This is a genomic window from Streptomyces sp. A012304, assembly GCF_026008495.1.
Lineage (GTDB): Bacteria > Actinomycetota > Actinomycetes > Streptomycetales > Streptomycetaceae > Streptomyces.
This window is the reverse complement of the sequence record NZ_BQUN01000060.1, coordinates 1-15,939: the sequence shown is the minus strand read 5'-3', so window position 1 is coordinate 15,939 and position 15,939 is coordinate 1. Positions and strand designations below refer to the sequence as shown.

16 protein-coding genes are annotated in these 15,939 nt (G+C 70.7%); 8 read left to right on the top strand and 8 right to left on the bottom strand.

The features are described 5' to 3' along the window. Positions 1 to 1,146: streptophobe family protein (locus tag ALMP_RS14050; protein WP_264927576.1), on the bottom strand; the 1,146-nt coding region annotated here is incomplete at its 3' end. 236 nt (positions 1,147 to 1,382) lie between these two features. Here ALMP_RS14050 and ALMP_RS14045 point away from each other — a divergent pair. Then, on the top strand, positions 1,383 to 3,908 hold the full coding sequence (locus tag ALMP_RS14045) for an FHA domain-containing protein (RefSeq protein ID WP_264927574.1): 2,526 nt from the start codon (positions 1,383 to 1,385) through the stop codon (positions 3,906 to 3,908). A gap of 65 nt (positions 3,909 to 3,973) precedes the next feature. Here ALMP_RS14045 and ALMP_RS14040 read toward each other — a convergent pair whose 3' ends face one another. From ALMP_RS14040 to ALMP_RS14030, 3 genes are all read right to left on the bottom strand, one after another. After that, positions 3,974 to 4,714 (bottom strand): transglycosylase SLT domain-containing protein, encoded by a 741-nt coding sequence (locus ALMP_RS14040; RefSeq protein ID WP_264927573.1) that lies wholly within the window; start codon positions 4,712 to 4,714, stop codon positions 3,974 to 3,976. A gap of 307 nt (positions 4,715 to 5,021) precedes the next feature. Beyond that, positions 5,022 to 6,101: an S-adenosylmethionine:tRNA ribosyltransferase-isomerase gene (locus ALMP_RS14035; protein WP_264927572.1), complete on the bottom strand. Its 1,080-nt coding sequence runs from the start codon at positions 6,099 to 6,101 to the stop codon at positions 5,022 to 5,024. Next, on the bottom strand, positions 6,098 to 6,796 hold the full coding sequence (locus ALMP_RS14030; RefSeq protein ID WP_264927571.1) for an SDR family oxidoreductase: 699 nt from the start codon (positions 6,794 to 6,796) through the stop codon (positions 6,098 to 6,100). The genes ALMP_RS14035 and ALMP_RS14030 overlap by 4 nt, the downstream gene beginning before the upstream one ends. 212 nt (positions 6,797 to 7,008) lie before the next feature. Between ALMP_RS14030 and ALMP_RS14025 the strand changes: the two genes are divergently transcribed. The 3 genes from ALMP_RS14025 (at position 7,009) to ALMP_RS14015 (ending at position 9,176) form a co-directional block, all read left to right on the top strand. Further along, positions 7,009 to 8,154: a GAF domain-containing sensor histidine kinase gene (locus tag ALMP_RS14025; RefSeq protein ID WP_264927570.1), complete on the top strand. Its 1,146-nt coding sequence runs from the start codon at positions 7,009 to 7,011 to the stop codon at positions 8,152 to 8,154. Continuing rightward, positions 8,147 to 8,788 carry a response regulator transcription factor gene (locus ALMP_RS14020; RefSeq protein ID WP_264927569.1) on the top strand — a complete coding sequence of 214 codons (642 nt, stop codon included), beginning with the start codon at positions 8,147 to 8,149 and terminating at the stop codon, positions 8,786 to 8,788. Before ALMP_RS14025 ends, ALMP_RS14020 begins: the two co-directional genes overlap by 8 nt. 139 nt (positions 8,789 to 8,927) lie before the next feature. Continuing rightward, entirely contained in the window at positions 8,928 to 9,176 is a 249-nt protein-coding gene (locus tag ALMP_RS14015) for a chaplin (protein WP_264927567.1), read from the top strand. A 179-nt stretch (positions 9,177 to 9,355) separates the two neighbouring features. On the opposite strand, the gene ALMP_RS14010 is transcribed toward ALMP_RS14015, so the two are convergent. Continuing rightward, positions 9,356 to 10,144 carry a hypothetical protein gene (locus ALMP_RS14010; RefSeq protein WP_264927565.1) on the bottom strand — a complete coding sequence of 263 codons (789 nt, stop codon included), beginning with the start codon at positions 10,142 to 10,144 and terminating at the stop codon, positions 9,356 to 9,358. A gap of 154 nt (positions 10,145 to 10,298) precedes the next feature. On the opposite strand from ALMP_RS14010, the gene ALMP_RS14005 reads away from it, so the two are divergent. The 3 genes from ALMP_RS14005 (at position 10,299) to ALMP_RS13995 (ending at position 12,686) form a co-directional block, all read left to right on the top strand. Further along, the gene (locus ALMP_RS14005; RefSeq protein ID WP_264927563.1) at positions 10,299 to 11,096 is read left to right on the top strand and encodes an ABC transporter ATP-binding protein; all 798 of its coding nucleotides are present in this window, start codon (positions 10,299 to 10,301) and stop codon (positions 11,094 to 11,096) included. A 66-nt stretch (positions 11,097 to 11,162) separates the two neighbouring features. After that, the gene (locus tag ALMP_RS14000) at positions 11,163 to 11,594 is read left to right on the top strand and encodes an NfeD family protein (RefSeq protein WP_264927561.1); all 432 of its coding nucleotides are present in this window, start codon (positions 11,163 to 11,165) and stop codon (positions 11,592 to 11,594) included. A gap of 141 nt (positions 11,595 to 11,735) precedes the next feature. After that, entirely contained in the window at positions 11,736 to 12,686 is a 951-nt protein-coding gene (locus ALMP_RS13995; RefSeq protein ID WP_264927559.1) for an SPFH domain-containing protein, read from the top strand. Positions 12,687 to 12,754: 68 nt separating this feature from the next. On the opposite strand, the gene ALMP_RS13990 is transcribed toward ALMP_RS13995, so the two are convergent. The 3 genes from ALMP_RS13990 to ALMP_RS13980 form a co-directional block, all read right to left on the bottom strand. Further along, positions 12,755 to 13,261 carry an HNH endonuclease gene (locus ALMP_RS13990; RefSeq protein WP_264927556.1) on the bottom strand — a complete coding sequence of 169 codons (507 nt, stop codon included), beginning with the start codon at positions 13,259 to 13,261 and terminating at the stop codon, positions 12,755 to 12,757. Between the two features lie 210 nt (positions 13,262 to 13,471). After that, complete coding sequence (locus ALMP_RS13985; RefSeq protein ID WP_264927554.1) at positions 13,472 to 14,011, bottom strand: YbhB/YbcL family Raf kinase inhibitor-like protein; 540 nt, start codon at positions 14,009 to 14,011, stop codon at positions 13,472 to 13,474. A 43-nt stretch (positions 14,012 to 14,054) separates the two neighbouring features. Next, positions 14,055 to 14,837, bottom strand: coding sequence for a sporulation protein (locus ALMP_RS13980; protein WP_264927552.1), 783 nt, complete (start codon positions 14,835 to 14,837; stop codon positions 14,055 to 14,057). Positions 14,838 to 14,984: 147 nt separating this feature from the next. Between ALMP_RS13980 and ALMP_RS13975 the strand changes: the two genes are divergently transcribed. Further along, positions 14,985 to 15,626, top strand: coding sequence for a DNA-3-methyladenine glycosylase (locus ALMP_RS13975; protein WP_264927550.1), 642 nt, complete (start codon positions 14,985 to 14,987; stop codon positions 15,624 to 15,626). Positions 15,627 to 15,939: the final 313 nt, after the last annotated feature.

Below are 15,939 nucleotides of genomic sequence, written 5' to 3'. Positions count from 1 at the left end.
CCCGGTCCCCGGCACACCCCCACCCCCCACCGGCGTCCAGACCGCCACCAAAACCCCCGCCAACAGCATCATCAGCGCCGCCGCGACCCCCAGCAGCCACACCCGGCCGTCCAGCTCGGCCAGGCGGCCCAGCGTCACCGACTCCTCACGGCCGAGGCGCAGCAGCTCGTCCAGGGGAGCCGGCAGGACCGTCGTCAGGGCGCCGGTCGCCCTGCCGTCCCACGGCACGAGGAGGCCGACGTCGACGCCGAGCCAGACCCCGTTCGGCGCGCCGAGCAGCGCCGCTCCGGCGATCCGCCGCGGACGGTCGTCGCCGATCGCCGCGTACGCCGCCGCGGCGAACCCGGCCGCCACGGCCACCAGCAGCACACTCACGACGGCGGACACGGCCGGCCGTACGACCCGGTGCACGGCCTCCCAGCCGCGCGGAAGCGGCGCACGGCGCGCGGCGAGCAGGGCGATCAGCAGTACCCCGGCCGACCAGCCGAGCCCTCCGAGCAGCGTGGGCGCCGTGTCGACGGTGAACCCGACCGCCGTCCGAGCGCCGACCAGATCCCCGATCCGGTCCGGCAGCAGCCCGCCCAGGTCCCCGAGATCCCCGAGGCCGGGCACCTCGAGGCCGCCTCCACTGCCGCCGTCCCCGGACGAACCGTCCCACCCCAGCGACCCGCCGTCGATCGTGATCACATCGTGTCCCGCCCACGCCAGCCCGCCCAGCATCGCCACGAACAGCGCGACCACCGTGCCCGCACGGGCGAGGAGTTCGGCCGGGGAGACCACAACTCCCGCCGCCCGCAGGGACCTCAGGAAGAACCATGACAGCAGCAGCGCTCCGACCAGGCTCACACCCAGTGGCGTGATCTCGATGGCCGTGTCCGCCTCCGCGCCCGTGAGCCCGAATGCGGACACATCGCCCGACGGCGTGACCGAACCACCGGCCGCGAGAGCCACGACCGCCGCCGTCATCGGCCCCAAGGAGCCCGCCGCGTCGGCCTCCAGAAGACGCAGACCCAGCGCCGCCGTCCCCGCCATCCCGATCAACGCCCAGCTCACCGCGGCGATCGCGGTCAACACCACGTCCACCCACGGCACTTCACCACTCCGCCGCGCGCCACCGACGGACTCGACACCTGTGCCGGCACTCATGCAGACCCCCCGATCCGCGGCGCGGAGTCGGCGAAGATCGCCGCTTCCGTCCCCCCTCGCGTGCGTTTACCACTCTCCGGCCCGTTTTCAACCCCGTCAACGGCGCCGCTCGACGAGCCCGTACGCGGTCTTCACAAGGCCCGACTTTCGGTCAGGGGGCCGCGCCTGAAATAGTTCCCGACGATGTTCGACATCCCTAGACTCCCTGCGATGGGGGTAACTCGGGGGACTACTCAGTGGGGCATGGAGTGCCTGAACTCGTACTCGAATTGAACGGACGCACCTGGACGCTCGATCCGTCCAGGGCATACACCCTCGGACGCGATCCGCAGGGCGACATCGTCCTCGACGACGCCAGGGTCTCCTGGCGACACGCCACGGTCAGTTTCAACGGCCGGGGTTGGGTCCTCGAGGACCACGGCAGCACCAACGGCACCTATGCGCAGGGGCAGCGCATCCAGCAGGTGGAGATCGGCCCCGGCTCGGTGGTGCACCTGGGCAACGCGACCGACGGACCACGCGTGAGCCTGACCGGCGCCGCGGCCGCCGTCGCCACGCCCCAGGCGCAGCCGCAGCAACAGCCGTACGCCGCGCAGGGCGCGAACGCCGGCTGGGCACAGCAGCAGGCACCGCAGCAGCAAGCTCCGCAGGCCGGCTGGCAGCAGCCGCAGCAGCCGGTCGCGCAGGTTCCGCACCAGCAGGGCCCCGGCGTCGGCGCGGGGGCGCCGCCGGTCTACGGCGACCGCAGCCCGACCACGTTCCACCAGTTCTCCCTCGGCCGCGTGATGCGCATCGGCCGTGCCCTGGAGAACGACCTGGTCGTCTCCGACCTCCAGGTCTCCCGCCACCACGCCGAGTTCCACTCCACGCCCGACGGCCGCATGGAGATCCGCGACCTCGGCTCGCACAACGGCACGTACGTCAACGGTCAGCCGATCGCCAAGGGCGGCTCGCAGCTGCTCGGCCCGACCGACATCGTCGGCGTCGGCCACTCGACGTTCCGGATCGTCGGCGACCGCCTCGAGGAGTTCGTCGACACCGGTGAGGTGTCCTTCTCCGCCCGCCACCTGACCGTCACGGTCGACGGCGGCAAGCAGATCCTCAGGGACGTCTCCTTCGGTGTGCCGGAGAAGTCGCTGATCGCGGTCATCGGCCCGTCCGGTTCGGGCAAGTCCACCCTGCTCAAGGCGCTGACCGGCTACCGGCCCGCCAACCAGGGCGACGTGCTCTACGACAACCGCAACCTGTACAAGCAGTTCGCCGAGCTGCGCCAGCGCATCGGTCTGGTCCCGCAGGACGACATCCTGCACAAGGAACTGACCGTCAAGAAGGCCCTGAAGTACGCGGCCAAGCTGCGCTTCCCCGCCGACACCACGGCCGCCGAGCGCGAGGCCCGTATCGACGAGGTGCTGGGCGAGCTGAAGCTGGACATCCACAAGGAGAAGAAGGTCACCTCCCTCTCCGGTGGCCAGCGCAAGCGTGTCTCCGTGGCCCTGGAGCTGCTCACCAAGCCGTCGCTGATCTTCCTCGACGAGCCCACGTCGGGCCTCGACCCGGGCATGGACCGCGATGTCATGCAGCTGCTGCGCGGCCTCGCCGACGACGGCCGTACGGTCCTCGTCGTCACCCACTCCGTGGCCGAGCTGGCGCTGTGCGACAAGCTCCTGGTGATGGCCCCGGGCGGTGCGGTCGCCTACTTCGGCCCGCCGGAGGAGGCGCTGAACTTCTTCGGCTACGACACCTGGGCCGACGTCTTCTCCGCCTTCGAGAACTACCGCGACTACGACTGGGCGGGCCGCTGGAAGGGCTCGCAGCACTACCAGATGTACGCCGCGGACATCGACGCGATCGCGCCGCAGTCCGTACAGATGCCGCCGATGCAGGCGATGAAGCCGCCGAAGCCGCAGGGCTGGATGTCGCAGTTCATCACGCTGGTGCGCCGCTATGTGTCGGTGATCGCCTCCGACAAGGGCTTCCTCGCGCTGATGGTCATCCTGCCGGCCGTCCTCGGCGCGGTGAGCCTGCTGATCGATCCGGACCGGGGCCTGCTGCCCAACGAGCCCAACGCGCAGACCGGGCGGATCATCCCCAACGGCACGGCCACGACCGTCCTGCTGATCCTCGCCGTCGGCGCCTGCTTCGCCGGTGCGGCCAACTCGGTGCGTGAGCTGATCAAGGAGCGGGTCATCTACGAGCGGGAGCGCGCCACCGGCCTGTCCCGTTCCGCGTACCTGATGTCCAAGGTGTTCGTGCTCGGCATGATCACCGTGCTCCAGGGCCTGCTGGTCGGTGTCATCGGTCTCTCCAGCCGGGAGATCCCGGAGGAGGGCCTGGTCCTCGGCAAGCTCACGCTGCTGGAGCTGTCGCTGCCGATCATGGCCCTGGGCTTCACGTCGATGATGTTCGGCCTGATCATCTCCGCGCTGGTGAAGACCGCCGAGAAGACCATGCCCCTGCTGGTCATGTTCGCGATCATCCAGGTCGTCTTCACCGGCTGCCTGTTCGCCCTGCACGGCTCGATCGGCGTCAACGAGTTCTCCTACCTGATGCCGTCGCGCTGGGCGGTCGCCGCTGCGGGCGCCACGCTGGACTTCAACAAGATCAGCCCGCCGGAGACGGCCGGCGACAACGACCCGCTGTGGGAGCACACCGTCGGCGCCTGGGGCATGGACATGGCCGCCCTGATCGCCCTCGGCGTGATCTGCGGCTTCTTCGTGGCCCGCTTCCTGCGCCGCCACGAGCCCGAGGTCATGCGCAAGTAACCGGCCCGTGCGACGCCGGAGGGCGGCACCCCGTTCAGGGGTGCCGCCCTCCGGCGCGTGGGGGCTCAGTACGCGCTGTTGACGTTGTCCATGGAGCCGTACCGGTCGGCCGCGTAGTTGCAGGCGGCGGTGATGTTGGCGACCGGGTCGTAGATGTTCCAGGACGTGCCGGGGACGTGGTAGGCCTTGAAGGTCGGCGGGATGACCTGGAGCAGACCCTTCGAGGGCACGCCGTTGATGGCGTTGATGTCCCAGTTGTTGATGGCGTTCGGGTTGCCCGAGGACTCGCGCATGATGTTGCGGTGGATGCCCTGGTAGGAGCCCGGGATGCCGTGCTTCTTCATGACGTCGAGCGACTCACGGATCCAGCCGTCGAGGTTGTTCGGGTACGTCTTGACGGCGGCCTTCTTGATCGCGACACGCTGGGCGGCGCGGCTCGCGGCGGCCTTCGCCTTGCGCTCGGCGGCGGCCTTGGCGGCGGCCTTCTCGGCGGCGGCCTTCTTCGCGGCGGCTGCGGCGGCGGCCTTCTTCGCGGCCGCGGCCGCGGCCTCCTTCTTGGCGGCGGCGTCCGCAGCGGCCTTCTTCTTCGCCTCGATCGCGTCGACCTTCACGCTGGTCCCGGCCAGCTGGTCGGTCACACTCGCCTTGACGTCCTGGGCCGGCGCGGAGCTGTAGGCCACGCGGGACGAGGAGACGGCGTCCGTCGTGGTCGTCTGCGCGTCGGCCGGGACCACGGAGAAGGCGAGGGCGGCGGCGCCGAGCGTGGCGGCACCGGCGATTGCGATCTTGTGCGAGTTCTTGGGCATGCGGAAGGACCTCTTCGAATAGCGCGGAGGTCGCTCTTTCGTCCGACGGCGGACACAGGTGCTTTTTCGGCACGAACGCCGCGGACTGAACCCGCGGCGCTGAGCGACGGGTGCAATTCTTAGCGGCCGCAAAATGCCCGTGCAAAGGTGTGACCTACGAAGCTCGGTAGTGGATCGGGCAGGGGCAAATCGGGACAGATGGAACCATCTGCCCCGTTCACCCCCACCCTCTTTCCCTCCTATTGACCTTCGTACGTGATGTGCGCCCTATGCGAGGGCTCACACGCCCCGACGCCCCGCCTCACCATCAGTTGCGCAAGCAATGCTCTGTGTGAGTGCCTTCCGCGGGGAGGAGGAGGTGTACGTCCCCGAACTCGTGCCACAGGTAGCGCCCGCGCACCGCCGCGTCGTACCCGCGGTCGATCGCCGCCCGCCCCGCCACCGCCTCCAGCATCAGCAGATGCGAGGCCTCCGGCTCGTGCAGCCCGGTCAGCAGCCCGTCCACCACCCGCACCCCGCGCTCGGGCGTCACCACGAGATCGGTCCACCCCCCGGCGGCCCGTACGACCCCGTCCTCCCCGACGGCCGACTCCACCGCCCGCACGGCCGTCGTACCCACCGCGATCACCCTGCCGCCCTCCGACCGGACCGCGTTGATCAGCCGCGCCGACGCCTCCGGCACCGCGAACCGCTCCGGATACGGCGGCTCGTGCGCCTCCGCCGAGGCGACCCCCGTGTGCAGCCTCACCGGCGCGAACCGCACCCCCCGGCTCACCAGCTCCGCCACCAGCCGCGCCGTGAAGGGCCGCGCCGCACTCGGCATCTCCGCGCTCCCCGCCCCGTCGGCCGTCGGCAGCGCGAACACCGTCTGGTAGACGGACAACGGCTGGTCCCGCTCCGTGTAGGAGTAACGGATGGGCCGCCCGTGCCCCCGCAGCAGCCCCGGCACCGACCCGCCCGACACCCGCGCCCACCACAGCCGGCCGCTCCCCGGGCTCAACGCCTCCTCCAGCACCAGCCGCACACCCCCGGCCAGCCGCACCTCCGTCCCCGCGGGCCCGCCCGCACGTGCGCGCGTGGTGCCCCGCCCGTCCGGCTCCCGCAGCTCCACCGCCCACCGCCCGTCGTCCCCGGGCGTGGAGAAGTGCACCACCACGCGCGCGTGCCCCACCGCCCCGTCCACGGCGGCCGCCAGCGTCGGGGAGGTGTTCACCGCCAGCAGGTCCCCGGCCCGCAACAGCCCGGGCAGGTCCCGGAACGCGTGATGCGCCACCGCGCACCCCCGCGACACCAGCAGCCGTACACAGTCCCGCTCCCGGCCGGGACCGCGCTGCTCGGCCGGCACCCGCGCCGACAGCTCCTCGGGCACCCGCAGAGCCAGTGTCATCGCCGTCCCTCCAGCAGCGCCGGCGCCCCGTACCGTCCGCTCGCCGGACGCTCGTCCAGCAACCGCAGGAAGGCCGGCACCACACCGGCCGGCTCGGGCCGCACCCCGTCGTCGTCCGGTACGGCCGCCGCGTACAGGTCCGTCGCCATGTCCCCGGGATCCACCGCCCACACCCGCAGCCCCGGCTCCTCCACCCCCAGCACCGCCGCGAGATGGTCGAGGGCCGCCTTGGACGCCCCGTAGCCGCCCCATGTCCCATAGGGCTCGACGGCCGCGTCCGAGCTGACCGTGATCACCGCGCCCGCCCGCGCCCTCCGCAGCAGCGGCAGCGCCTCCTGCACCAGCCCCAGCGCGGCCACGACATTCACCTCCAGCGCCCGGCGCAACCCCTCCAAGGGCAGCTCCTCCAGCCGTACCAGCGGCTCGGCGCCCAGCGCGCTCGCGTTGTTCACCAGCAGCTCGCAGCCACCGAGCCGCCGGGCGGCCGCCACCAGCGCCGAGCGGTGCGCGGGATCCGTGACGTCCCCGGCGAGCGCCTCCACCCTCGTCCCGTGCTCCGCGACCCGGACCGCCGTCTCCTTCAGCACCTCCGCCGTCCTGGCGTCCAGCACCAGATCCCAGCCCCGCGCGGCCAGCGCCTCGGCCAGCGCCCGCGCCAGCCCCTTCGAGGCACCCGTGATGATCGCTACCGGCATGACAACCGTCCCCTCGTCCGACCCGCCTCCGCTCGGCGGTGACCTCACCGTAGGAACGGCCCCGTCCCGACCGCCTCGGACGCCGGACCGGGACCACCGGGGCCCTTCGCCCTACGCCCGGCCCGGGGGCCACGGCCCTAGGTCCGCGGCCCTACCTCGCGGCCGCCACAGGTCCGATCCCCGCTGTCACCGCTCGCCGGTACCGTGAGGACATGAGTCAAGGCCCCCGGTCCGGCCTCGCCGCGGTGAGTTCCGCGTTGCTGGCCATGAGCAGGCACCTGGAGGTGCGCGACGTCCTCAAGACGATCGTCGCCTCCGCCCGCGAGTTGCTCGACGCGCAGTACGCCGCACTCGGCGTCCCGGACGACCACGGCGGCTTCGCCCAGTTCGTGGTCGACGGCGTCGGCGAGGAGCAGTGGAAGGCCATCGGCCCCCTGCCCCGCCAGCACGGCATCCTGGCGGCCATGCTCCACGAGGCCCGGCCCGAGCGCCTCGCCGACGTCCGCGAGGACCCACGCTTCGAGGGCTGGCCCGCCGCACACCCCGAGATGTCCGACTTCCTCGGCCTGCCCATCCGCGACGGCGACGAGGTCATCGGCGCCCTCTTCCTCGCCAACAAGAACTGCCCCAAGCCGGCCGGCGGCTGCGGCTTCACCGAGGACGACGAGGACCTCCTCTCCATCCTCGCCCAGCACGCCGCGATCGCCCTCACCAACGCCCGCCTGTACGAGCGCAGCCGCGAACTGACCATCGCCGAGGAACGCTCCCGCCTGGCCCACGAACTGCACGACGCCGTCAGCCAGAAGCTGTTCTCCCTGCGTCTGACCGCCCAGGCCGCCACCGCCCTCATCGACCGCGACCCCCACCGGGCCAAGGGCGAGTTGCAGCAGATAGCCGCACTCGCCGCGGAGGCCGCCGACGAACTGCGCGCCGCCGTCGTGGAACTGCGCCCCGCCGCCCTCGACGAGGACGGCCTCGTGGCCACCCTGCGCACCCAGATACAGGTCCTCGACCGCGCCCACACCGCGCGTGTGACCTTCACCAGTCACGGCGTCCGTGCCCTGCCCGCCGCACAGGAGGAGGCCCTGCTGCGCGTCGCCCAGGAGGCCCTGCACAACGCCCTGCGCCACTCCGGCGCGCAGCACGTCGAGGTGACCCTCCACAAGCGCGGCCCCGACACGGTCCTGCGCGTCACGGACGACGGCGGCGGCTTCGACCCCACGGCCGTGCGCAGGGCCGGCCGCCACCTCGGCCTGGTGTCCATGCGGGACCGGGCGAGCGGCGTCGGCGGCAGCCTGACGGTGGAATCGGCGCCCGGCAAGGGCACCACGATCGAGATGGAGGCCCCCGGTGGCTGACGCAATCAAGGTGCTGCTGGTCGACGACCACCAGGTCGTCCGCCGAGGCCTGCGGACGTTCCTGGAGGTGCAGGACGACATCGAGGTCGTCGGCGAGGCGGCGGACGGCGCCGAAGGAGTCGCCCGCGCTCAGGAACTGCACCCCGACGTCGTCCTCATGGACGTCAAGATGCCCGGCATGGACGGCGTCGAGGCCCTGCGCAAGCTGCGCGAACTGGACAACCCCGCGCGCGTGCTGATCGTCACCAGCTTCACCGAACAGCGCACCGTCGTCCCGGCCCTGCGCGCGGGCGCCGCCGGCTACGTCTACAAGGACGTCGACCCCGACGCGCTGGCCGGCGCCATCCGCTCGGTCCACGCCGGCCACATCCTGCTCCAGCCCGAGGTCGCTGGCGCCCTCCTGTCCCAGGAGGAGGCCAACTCGGGCCAGGGCCGAGGCGGTTCGCTCACGGAGCGGGAGCGCGAGGTTCTCGGCCTGATAGCGGACGGCCGCTCCAACCGCGAGATCGCCCGCGCCCTGGTCCTCTCCGAGAAGACCGTCAAGACGCACGTCTCGAACATCCTGATGAAGCTCGACCTCGCGGACCGCACCCAGGCCGCCCTGTGGGCCGTACGCCATGGCGTGACCGGATGAGCCGCGGAAGGTTCCGCTCCGGGCTGAGATTCATACCGTCGTGGGAATGTCCCCCGAGTGGCGCATCCTCCGTGCATCTCAACCGTTCTTCAGTGCGTGCTGCGGCGACTGCCGCGGCGATCACCAGAAGGGCTCAGAAGTGAAGAACCTGAAGAAGGCAGCGGCCGTGGCGATGGTGGCCGGCGGGCTGATCGCTGCCGGTGCCGGTGCGGCCTCCGCCACCGACAGTGGTGCGTGGGCCGACGGCAAGGCCGTGGGCTCCCCGGGCGTCGGCTCGGGCAACGTCGTCCAGGCCCCGGTCCACGTTCCGGTGAACGTCTCCGGCAACAGCGTCAACGCGGTCGGCGTCCTCAACCCCGCCTTCGGCAACCACGCCGTCAACCACTGACGCCCCAGAACACACGGAGGCCCCGCGAGCGCACGGCGCCTCGCGGGGCTCTTGCATGTGCGCGGCTGCGGGCAGTCGTGCCGTTGGGGCGGCACGGATGGGCGCAGGCGGCACCCGGCCGGTGTCGGCAGGTGGACCCACCCGTCCACACCAACGCCGGCCACCAGCTCACCCGATCCTCACCCCACCCCCCGCTCCAGCTCCTCCACATACGCGTTGTACGCAGCCACCTGCGCCCGCCGCCCCGTACGCTCCACCGGGCGCAACGCCTCCCCCCGCGCCACCATCTCCGACGCGCTCACCGCACCCCCATGCCCCCTCTCCAGGGCGAGGGAGATCAACAACCCCACCCGCTGCGCCAGCTCCAGCACCCGCACCGCCCGCGGCGGATACCCCGGCGCCAACACCTCCCGCCCCCGCTCCGCCCGAGCCCGGTACGCGTCGATCGCCGCCTCCGCCACCGGCCCCGACCCCGCCACGTCCAACCGCGACAACACCGCCGTGGCCTCCCGCAGCGCCTCCGCCAACTCCCGCTCCGCCTCACCCAGCGACGGCACGTCCGCGGGCGGCGCCTCCCGCACCGCGAGGCAATGCCACACCACCTCGACATGCACATCACCCGAGGGCCCGGCCTCGTACACCTCAGGCACCAGCCCCAGCGGCGCCCCGTGGCACACCACCGCCTCCTCCGCCTCCAACGCCCGCGCGTTGAACTCCGGCGGCCCGCTCAACCCCAGCGGATGCCCCGGCGCGGGCAGCGCCACCCGCAGCCCCTTCACCCCCAGCGCCCGCAGCCGCCCCAACGCCAGCGTCAGCCCGACGGGCGCCGACTCATCGGGCAACCCCTCCACCCGGTGCACGGCATCCTCCCCGACGACGGCGAGCACCGCCTCGTCCGGAGAGACAAGTCCGGCCAACAGGGCATTTCCCCAAGCGGCAAGGCGACCAGAGCGCGGTTCCGAGAGCATGCCCCCACCCTAAGGACCGGACCGATGGAACGGCTCCCCCGGCCGGTGGCGTAGATTTTCCTGGAGGGCCGCGCCCACCCGCGCGCGGCGGTCCGAGCCACAGGCGTACGCGACGACCGAGACCGGCCACACTGCAAGGGGAGACAACGCGCTCATGAGCGATGTTCTGGAGCTTCAGGACGTATCCGTGGTCCGTGAGGACCGGGCTCTGGTGGACCAGGTCTCCTGGTCGGTCAAGGAGGGCGAGCGCTGGGTCATCCTCGGCCCCAACGGAGCCGGCAAGACGACCCTGCTGAACCTCGCCTCCAGCTACCTCTTCCCCAGCAAGGGCACCGCCACCATCCTCGGCGAGACCCTCGGCAAGCCCGGCACCGACGTCTTCGAACTGCGCCCCCGCATCGGCATGGCCGGCATCGCCATGGCCGACAAGCTCCCCAAGCGCCAGACCGTCCTGCAGACCGTCCTGACCGCCGCGTACGGCATGACCGCCGGCTGGCAGGAGGAGTACGAGGCCGTCGACGAGCAGCGCGCCCGCGCCTTCCTCGACCGCCTCGGCATGAGCGAGTACCTCGACCGCAAGTTCGGCACCCTCTCCGAGGGCGAGCGCAAGCGCACCCTCATCGCCCGCGCCCTGATGACCGACCCCGAGCTGCTCCTCCTCGACGAGCCCGCCGCCGGCCTCGACCTCGGCGGCCGCGAAGACCTCGTACGCCGACTCGGCCGCCTCGCCCGCGACCCCATCGCCCCCTCGATGATCATGGTCACGCACCACGTCGAGGAGATCGCCCCCGGCTTCACCCATGTCCTCATGATCCGCCAGGGCAAGGTCCTCGCCGCGGGCCCGGTCGAGCTGGAACTCACCTCCCGCAACCTCTCCCACTGCTTCGGCCTGCCCCTCGTCGTGGAACAGGTCGGCGACCGCTGGACCGCCCAGGGCCTGCCGCTGTCCTGACCTTCTTCCCGACCGCCCCCTTTCGCGCCCTGTCGGCGGCACGACCCGCGGTCCTACCATGACCGTGTGAACGACATAGACGCGTGGGTGTGGTGGCTCGTCGGCGCGGCAGCGCTCGGTATCCCGCTCGTGGTGACCGCGATGCCGGAATTCGGCATGCTCGCGGTCGGCGCCGTCGCGGCCGCGATCGCCGCCGGCCTCGGCTTCGGCACCGTCGCCCAAGTGCTCGTCTTCATCGTCGTCTCGGTCGCCCTCATCGCCGTCGTACGCCCCATCGCGGCCCGCCACAGCGCCCAACGGCCGCAACTCGCGACGGGCGTCGACGCGTTGAAGGGCAAGCAGGCCGTCGTACTGGAGCGCGTCGACGGCTCCGGCGGACGCATCAAGCTCGCCGGAGAGGTGTGGTCGGCACGCGCGCTCGACACCGACCGCGCCTACGACGTCGGCCAGGAAGTGGATGTCGTGGACATCGAGGGAGCCACGGCGATCGTCATCTGACCTTGCACAACTCCCGCACGACCTATGTGAACCGAACGCACCACGAGCCACACGACGGTCTGTCAGACTCGACCAGCAAGATCTTCAACAAGCCTAAGATCTTCCGAAAGCGCCGAGGCGGAGAAGGGTACGGGGAGCACGATGGAACCGGTCATCATCGTCTTGATCATTCTGGTGGTGTTGGTCTTCATCGCCCTGATCAAGACGATCCAGGTCATCCCACAGGCGAGCGCCGCCATCGTCGAGCGCTTCGGCCGCTACACGCGCACACTCAACGCGGGCCTGAACATCGTGGTCCCGTTCATCGACACCATCCGCAACCGCATCGACCTGCGTGAACAGGTCGTGCCGTTCCCGCCCCAGCCGGTGATCACCCAGGACAACCTGGTCGTCAACATCGACACGGTCATCTACTACCAGGTGACCGACGCCCGCGCCGCGACCTACGAGGTCGCCAGCTACATCCAGGCCATCGAGCAGCTCACCGTCACCACGCTCCGCAACATCATCGGTGGCATGGACCTGGAGCGGACCCTCACCTCCCGCGAGGAGATCAACGCGGCCCTGCGCGGCGTCCTCGACGAGGCCACCGGCAAGTGGGGCATCCGCGTCAACCGCGTCGAGCTCAAGGCGATCGAACCGCCCACCTCCATCCAGGACTCGATGGAGAAGCAGATGCGCGCCGACCGTGACAAGCGCGCCGCGATCCTCACCGCCGAAGGCACCCGCCAGGCCGCCATCCTCACCGCCGAGGGCGAGAAGCAGTCGCAGATCCTGCGCGCCGAGGGTGAGGCCAAGGCCGCCGCCCTGCGCGCCGAGGGCGAGGCCCAGGCCGTCCGTACGGTCTTCGAGGCCATCCACGCCGGCGACCCCGACCAGAAGCTCCTCAGCTACCAGTACCTCCAGATGCTCCCGAAGATCGCCGAGGGCGACGCCAACAAGCTCTGGATCGTCCCCAGCGAGATCGGCGACGCTCTCAAGGGCCTGTCCGGCGCCATGGGCAACTTCGGCGCCATGGGCGGCGGTTCGAACAACGGCGGCTCCTCCGGCAACAACGGCACGGAACGCCGCGAGAAGCCATCCATCGACTGACGCGACCCGGCGGACGAAAAGTTCCCCGTGCCCACCTGAGGGGGCACGGGGAACTCTCATGCGAACAGCTAAGCAGCGTCCACCGTCAGCCACTCCGGCAGCGCGGCCAGGTCGTCCTGCCCCAGGGCCAGGAGCATCGCGTCGGCCGGCGTCGGCTCGAACGGCTGCCGCAGCAACGGCATCCCCGCCTGCTCCGGAGTCCGGTCCGCCTTACGGTGGTTGTCCTCCGCGCACGAGGCGACCGTGTTCAGCCAGGAGTCCTGACCACCCTGGGCCCGAGGCACCACATGGTCCACCGTGGTCGCCCGGCGACCGCAGTAGGCGCACCGGTGCCGGTCCCTGACCAGCACACCCCGCCTCGACCACGGCGCTTGTCTTCGGAACGGCACCCGTACGTACCTGCACAGCCTGATCACCCGGGGCGCCGGTATGTCGACCGCGGCTCCGCGCATCCGCAGTTCGGGGTGGGCCTGCTCGACGACCGCCTTGTCCTGGAGCACCAGAACGACGGCTCGGTTCAACGTCACCGTCGACAGCGGCTCGAAGCTCGCGTTCAATACCAGCGTGTCCCGCATACCAGCCCACCTCCCGTGTGCACCGGCCCACCCCCTGGCGGGCTGGGATCAACTCTGGCCGGGCACGCCGAGATGGACAACGCAATATCTGCTGCTCCCACGGGGGGTGACCCCCGCGACCCCCGGCAACAAAAATGCCCGCCCCTGATCACTTCCAAGACCAGGGACGGGCAAACGTTGAATGAACGATGAGCTTACGCGGCCGCCGCGTCAGCCCTCCGCGGGATTCTCGTACTCCCCGATCAGCTGGGCCCGCCCGATCGTGTGGAACCGCAGGTTGAACCCGACGACGGCCGGCGAGGCGTCGGCGTCCGGGCCGAGCTTCTCCTGATCCACCGCGTACACGGTGAACACGTACCGGTGCGGCCCGTCCCCGGGCGGCGGCGCGGCACCCCCGAAGTCCTTCGTCCCGTAGTCGTTGCGCGCGTGGACGGCGCCCTCCGGCAGCCCCTCGAACTTGCCGCTGCCCGCACCCACCGGCAGCTCGGTCACCGAGGCCGGGATGTCGAACAGGACCCAGTGCCAGAAGCCACTGCCCGTCGGGGCGTCAGGGTCGTAGCAGGTCACGGCGAAGCTCTTGGTCTCGGGCGGGAAACCCTCCCACCGCAGATGTGGCGAGATGTTCCCCTCCGCGTGGACCTGAGCGTCCTTGAGCGTGCCGCCCTCCTCGAAGTCCTCACTCGTCACCTTGAACGACAGCACGGGCGGATGGAAGTCGTGGGGGAGCGGCCGCTGCTTGAGCTCGGTCACCTCGGTACCTCCTGAATCGGTCCTGGAGTCAGTGGTCCCGAGCCTAGAACCAGTTGCGCTTGCTGCCGACCTCGGCCAGCCACTGGTTGAGGTACGCAGCCCAGTCGGTGCCCTGGAAGTCGGCCAGACCCACCTGGAACGACCGGAAGGTGTCACTGCCCTCGCCGAACAGCCCCGGCTTCTTGTCCATCTCCAGGACGACGTCCATCGCGTCCGCGTCGGCCACGAAGCTCAACTCGACCTGGTTGAGGCCCCGGTACTGCGCCGGCGGGAAGAACTCGATCTCCTGGTAGAACGGCAGCTTCTGCCGCGTGCCCCGGATGTGCCCGCGCTCCAGGTCCGCGTTCTTGAAACGGAAGCCCAGCTGGATGAAGGCGTCCAGGATCGCCTTCTGCGCCGGCAGCGGGTGCACGTTGACCGGGTCCAGGTCACCGGAGTCCACCGCCCGCGCGATCTCCAGCTCGGTGGTCACGCCGATGTTCATCCCGCGCAGCGCCTGACCGTCGATCATCGTGATCGGCGTCTCCCACGGGATCTCCAGCCCGAACGGCACCGCGTGCACCGCACCGGCCTGCAGTTCGAAGGCCCCGCCGAGCCGCTCCTTCACGAACTCGATGTCCTGCTTGTACTCCTGGTCGCCGCTCTCCACCTCGACCTTGGCCTGGAGCCCGACCGACAGCCCTTCGATCTGCTGGTTGACGGACCCGCCCTGGATACGCACCTCGCCCTGGACGACCCCGCCCGGTACGACGTTGACCTCCGTCAGCACCGTCTCGACCGAGGCCCCACCGGCACCGAGACTCGCGAGCAGCTTCTTGAACGCCATGACTCTCCCTCTACGACCTGTACGACGGGATCCTTGATCCCTACAAACGCGATCCGGCCGTGGCCGGTTCCGCACCCACACCCTGGCAAGCCGAGTGCCCACCGACCACTCCGACGCACCCGCCTGTCTGCACTACGCTCGGAGGGCATGATCGCGACCCCCGACCGTACGCCCCTTCCCCGGTCCTTCTTCGAGCGCCCTGTCCTGGAGGTCGCCCCCGACCTCCTCGGGCGCCTCCTGGTCCGCACGACCCCGGACGGTCCGATCACCCTCCGCCTCACCGAGGTCGAGGCCTACGACGGTCCGAACGACCCCGGCTCCCACGCCTACCGCGGTCGCACGGCCCGCAACGACGTGATGTTCGGTCCCCCAGGACATGTGTACGTCTACTTCACCTACGGCATGTGGCACTGCATGAACCTGGTCTGCGGCCCGGACGGCACCGCGAGCGCCGTCCTCCTCCGCGCCGGCGAGATCGTCGAGGGGGCCGAACTCGCACGCGCCCGTCGACTCTCGGCCCGCAACGACAAGGAACTGGCCAAAGGCCCGGCCCGCCTCGCGACGGCCCTCGACGTCGACCGAGCCCTCGACGGCACCGACGCCTGCACCCGCGCCGACACCCCTCTGCGCATCCTCACCGGCACTCCGGTCCCACCCGACCAGGTACGCAACGGCCCGCGCACCGGAGTCTCCGGCGACGGAGCCGTCCACCCGTGGCGCTACTGGATCGCCAACGACCCGACAGTGAGCCCTTATCGGGCCCACACACCCAGGCGTCGCCGAAGTTGACTCGCCTTGACCGGAGGCGTAACGTAGCCCGAGCCGCTTGAACCGGGTACGGCGATCGCCTGCAGCCGGAAGCGGCCAAACCACTACCTACGACGCCCCTCAGCGGGGCCGAATTCGGTATGTCTGCATGCCCGAATTCGAAGCCGCCGGGACTCGATTATGAGTCGACGAGGGAATCGGCTAACGTAGTGAATGTCGAAAGGCCGACGGGCGAAAACCCGAGGCTCAAGACAAATCCCGCCGACAGGGAATCGGGTCGAGAAAAGATCTGATAGAGTCGGAAACGCAAGACCGAAGGGAAGCGCCCGGAGGA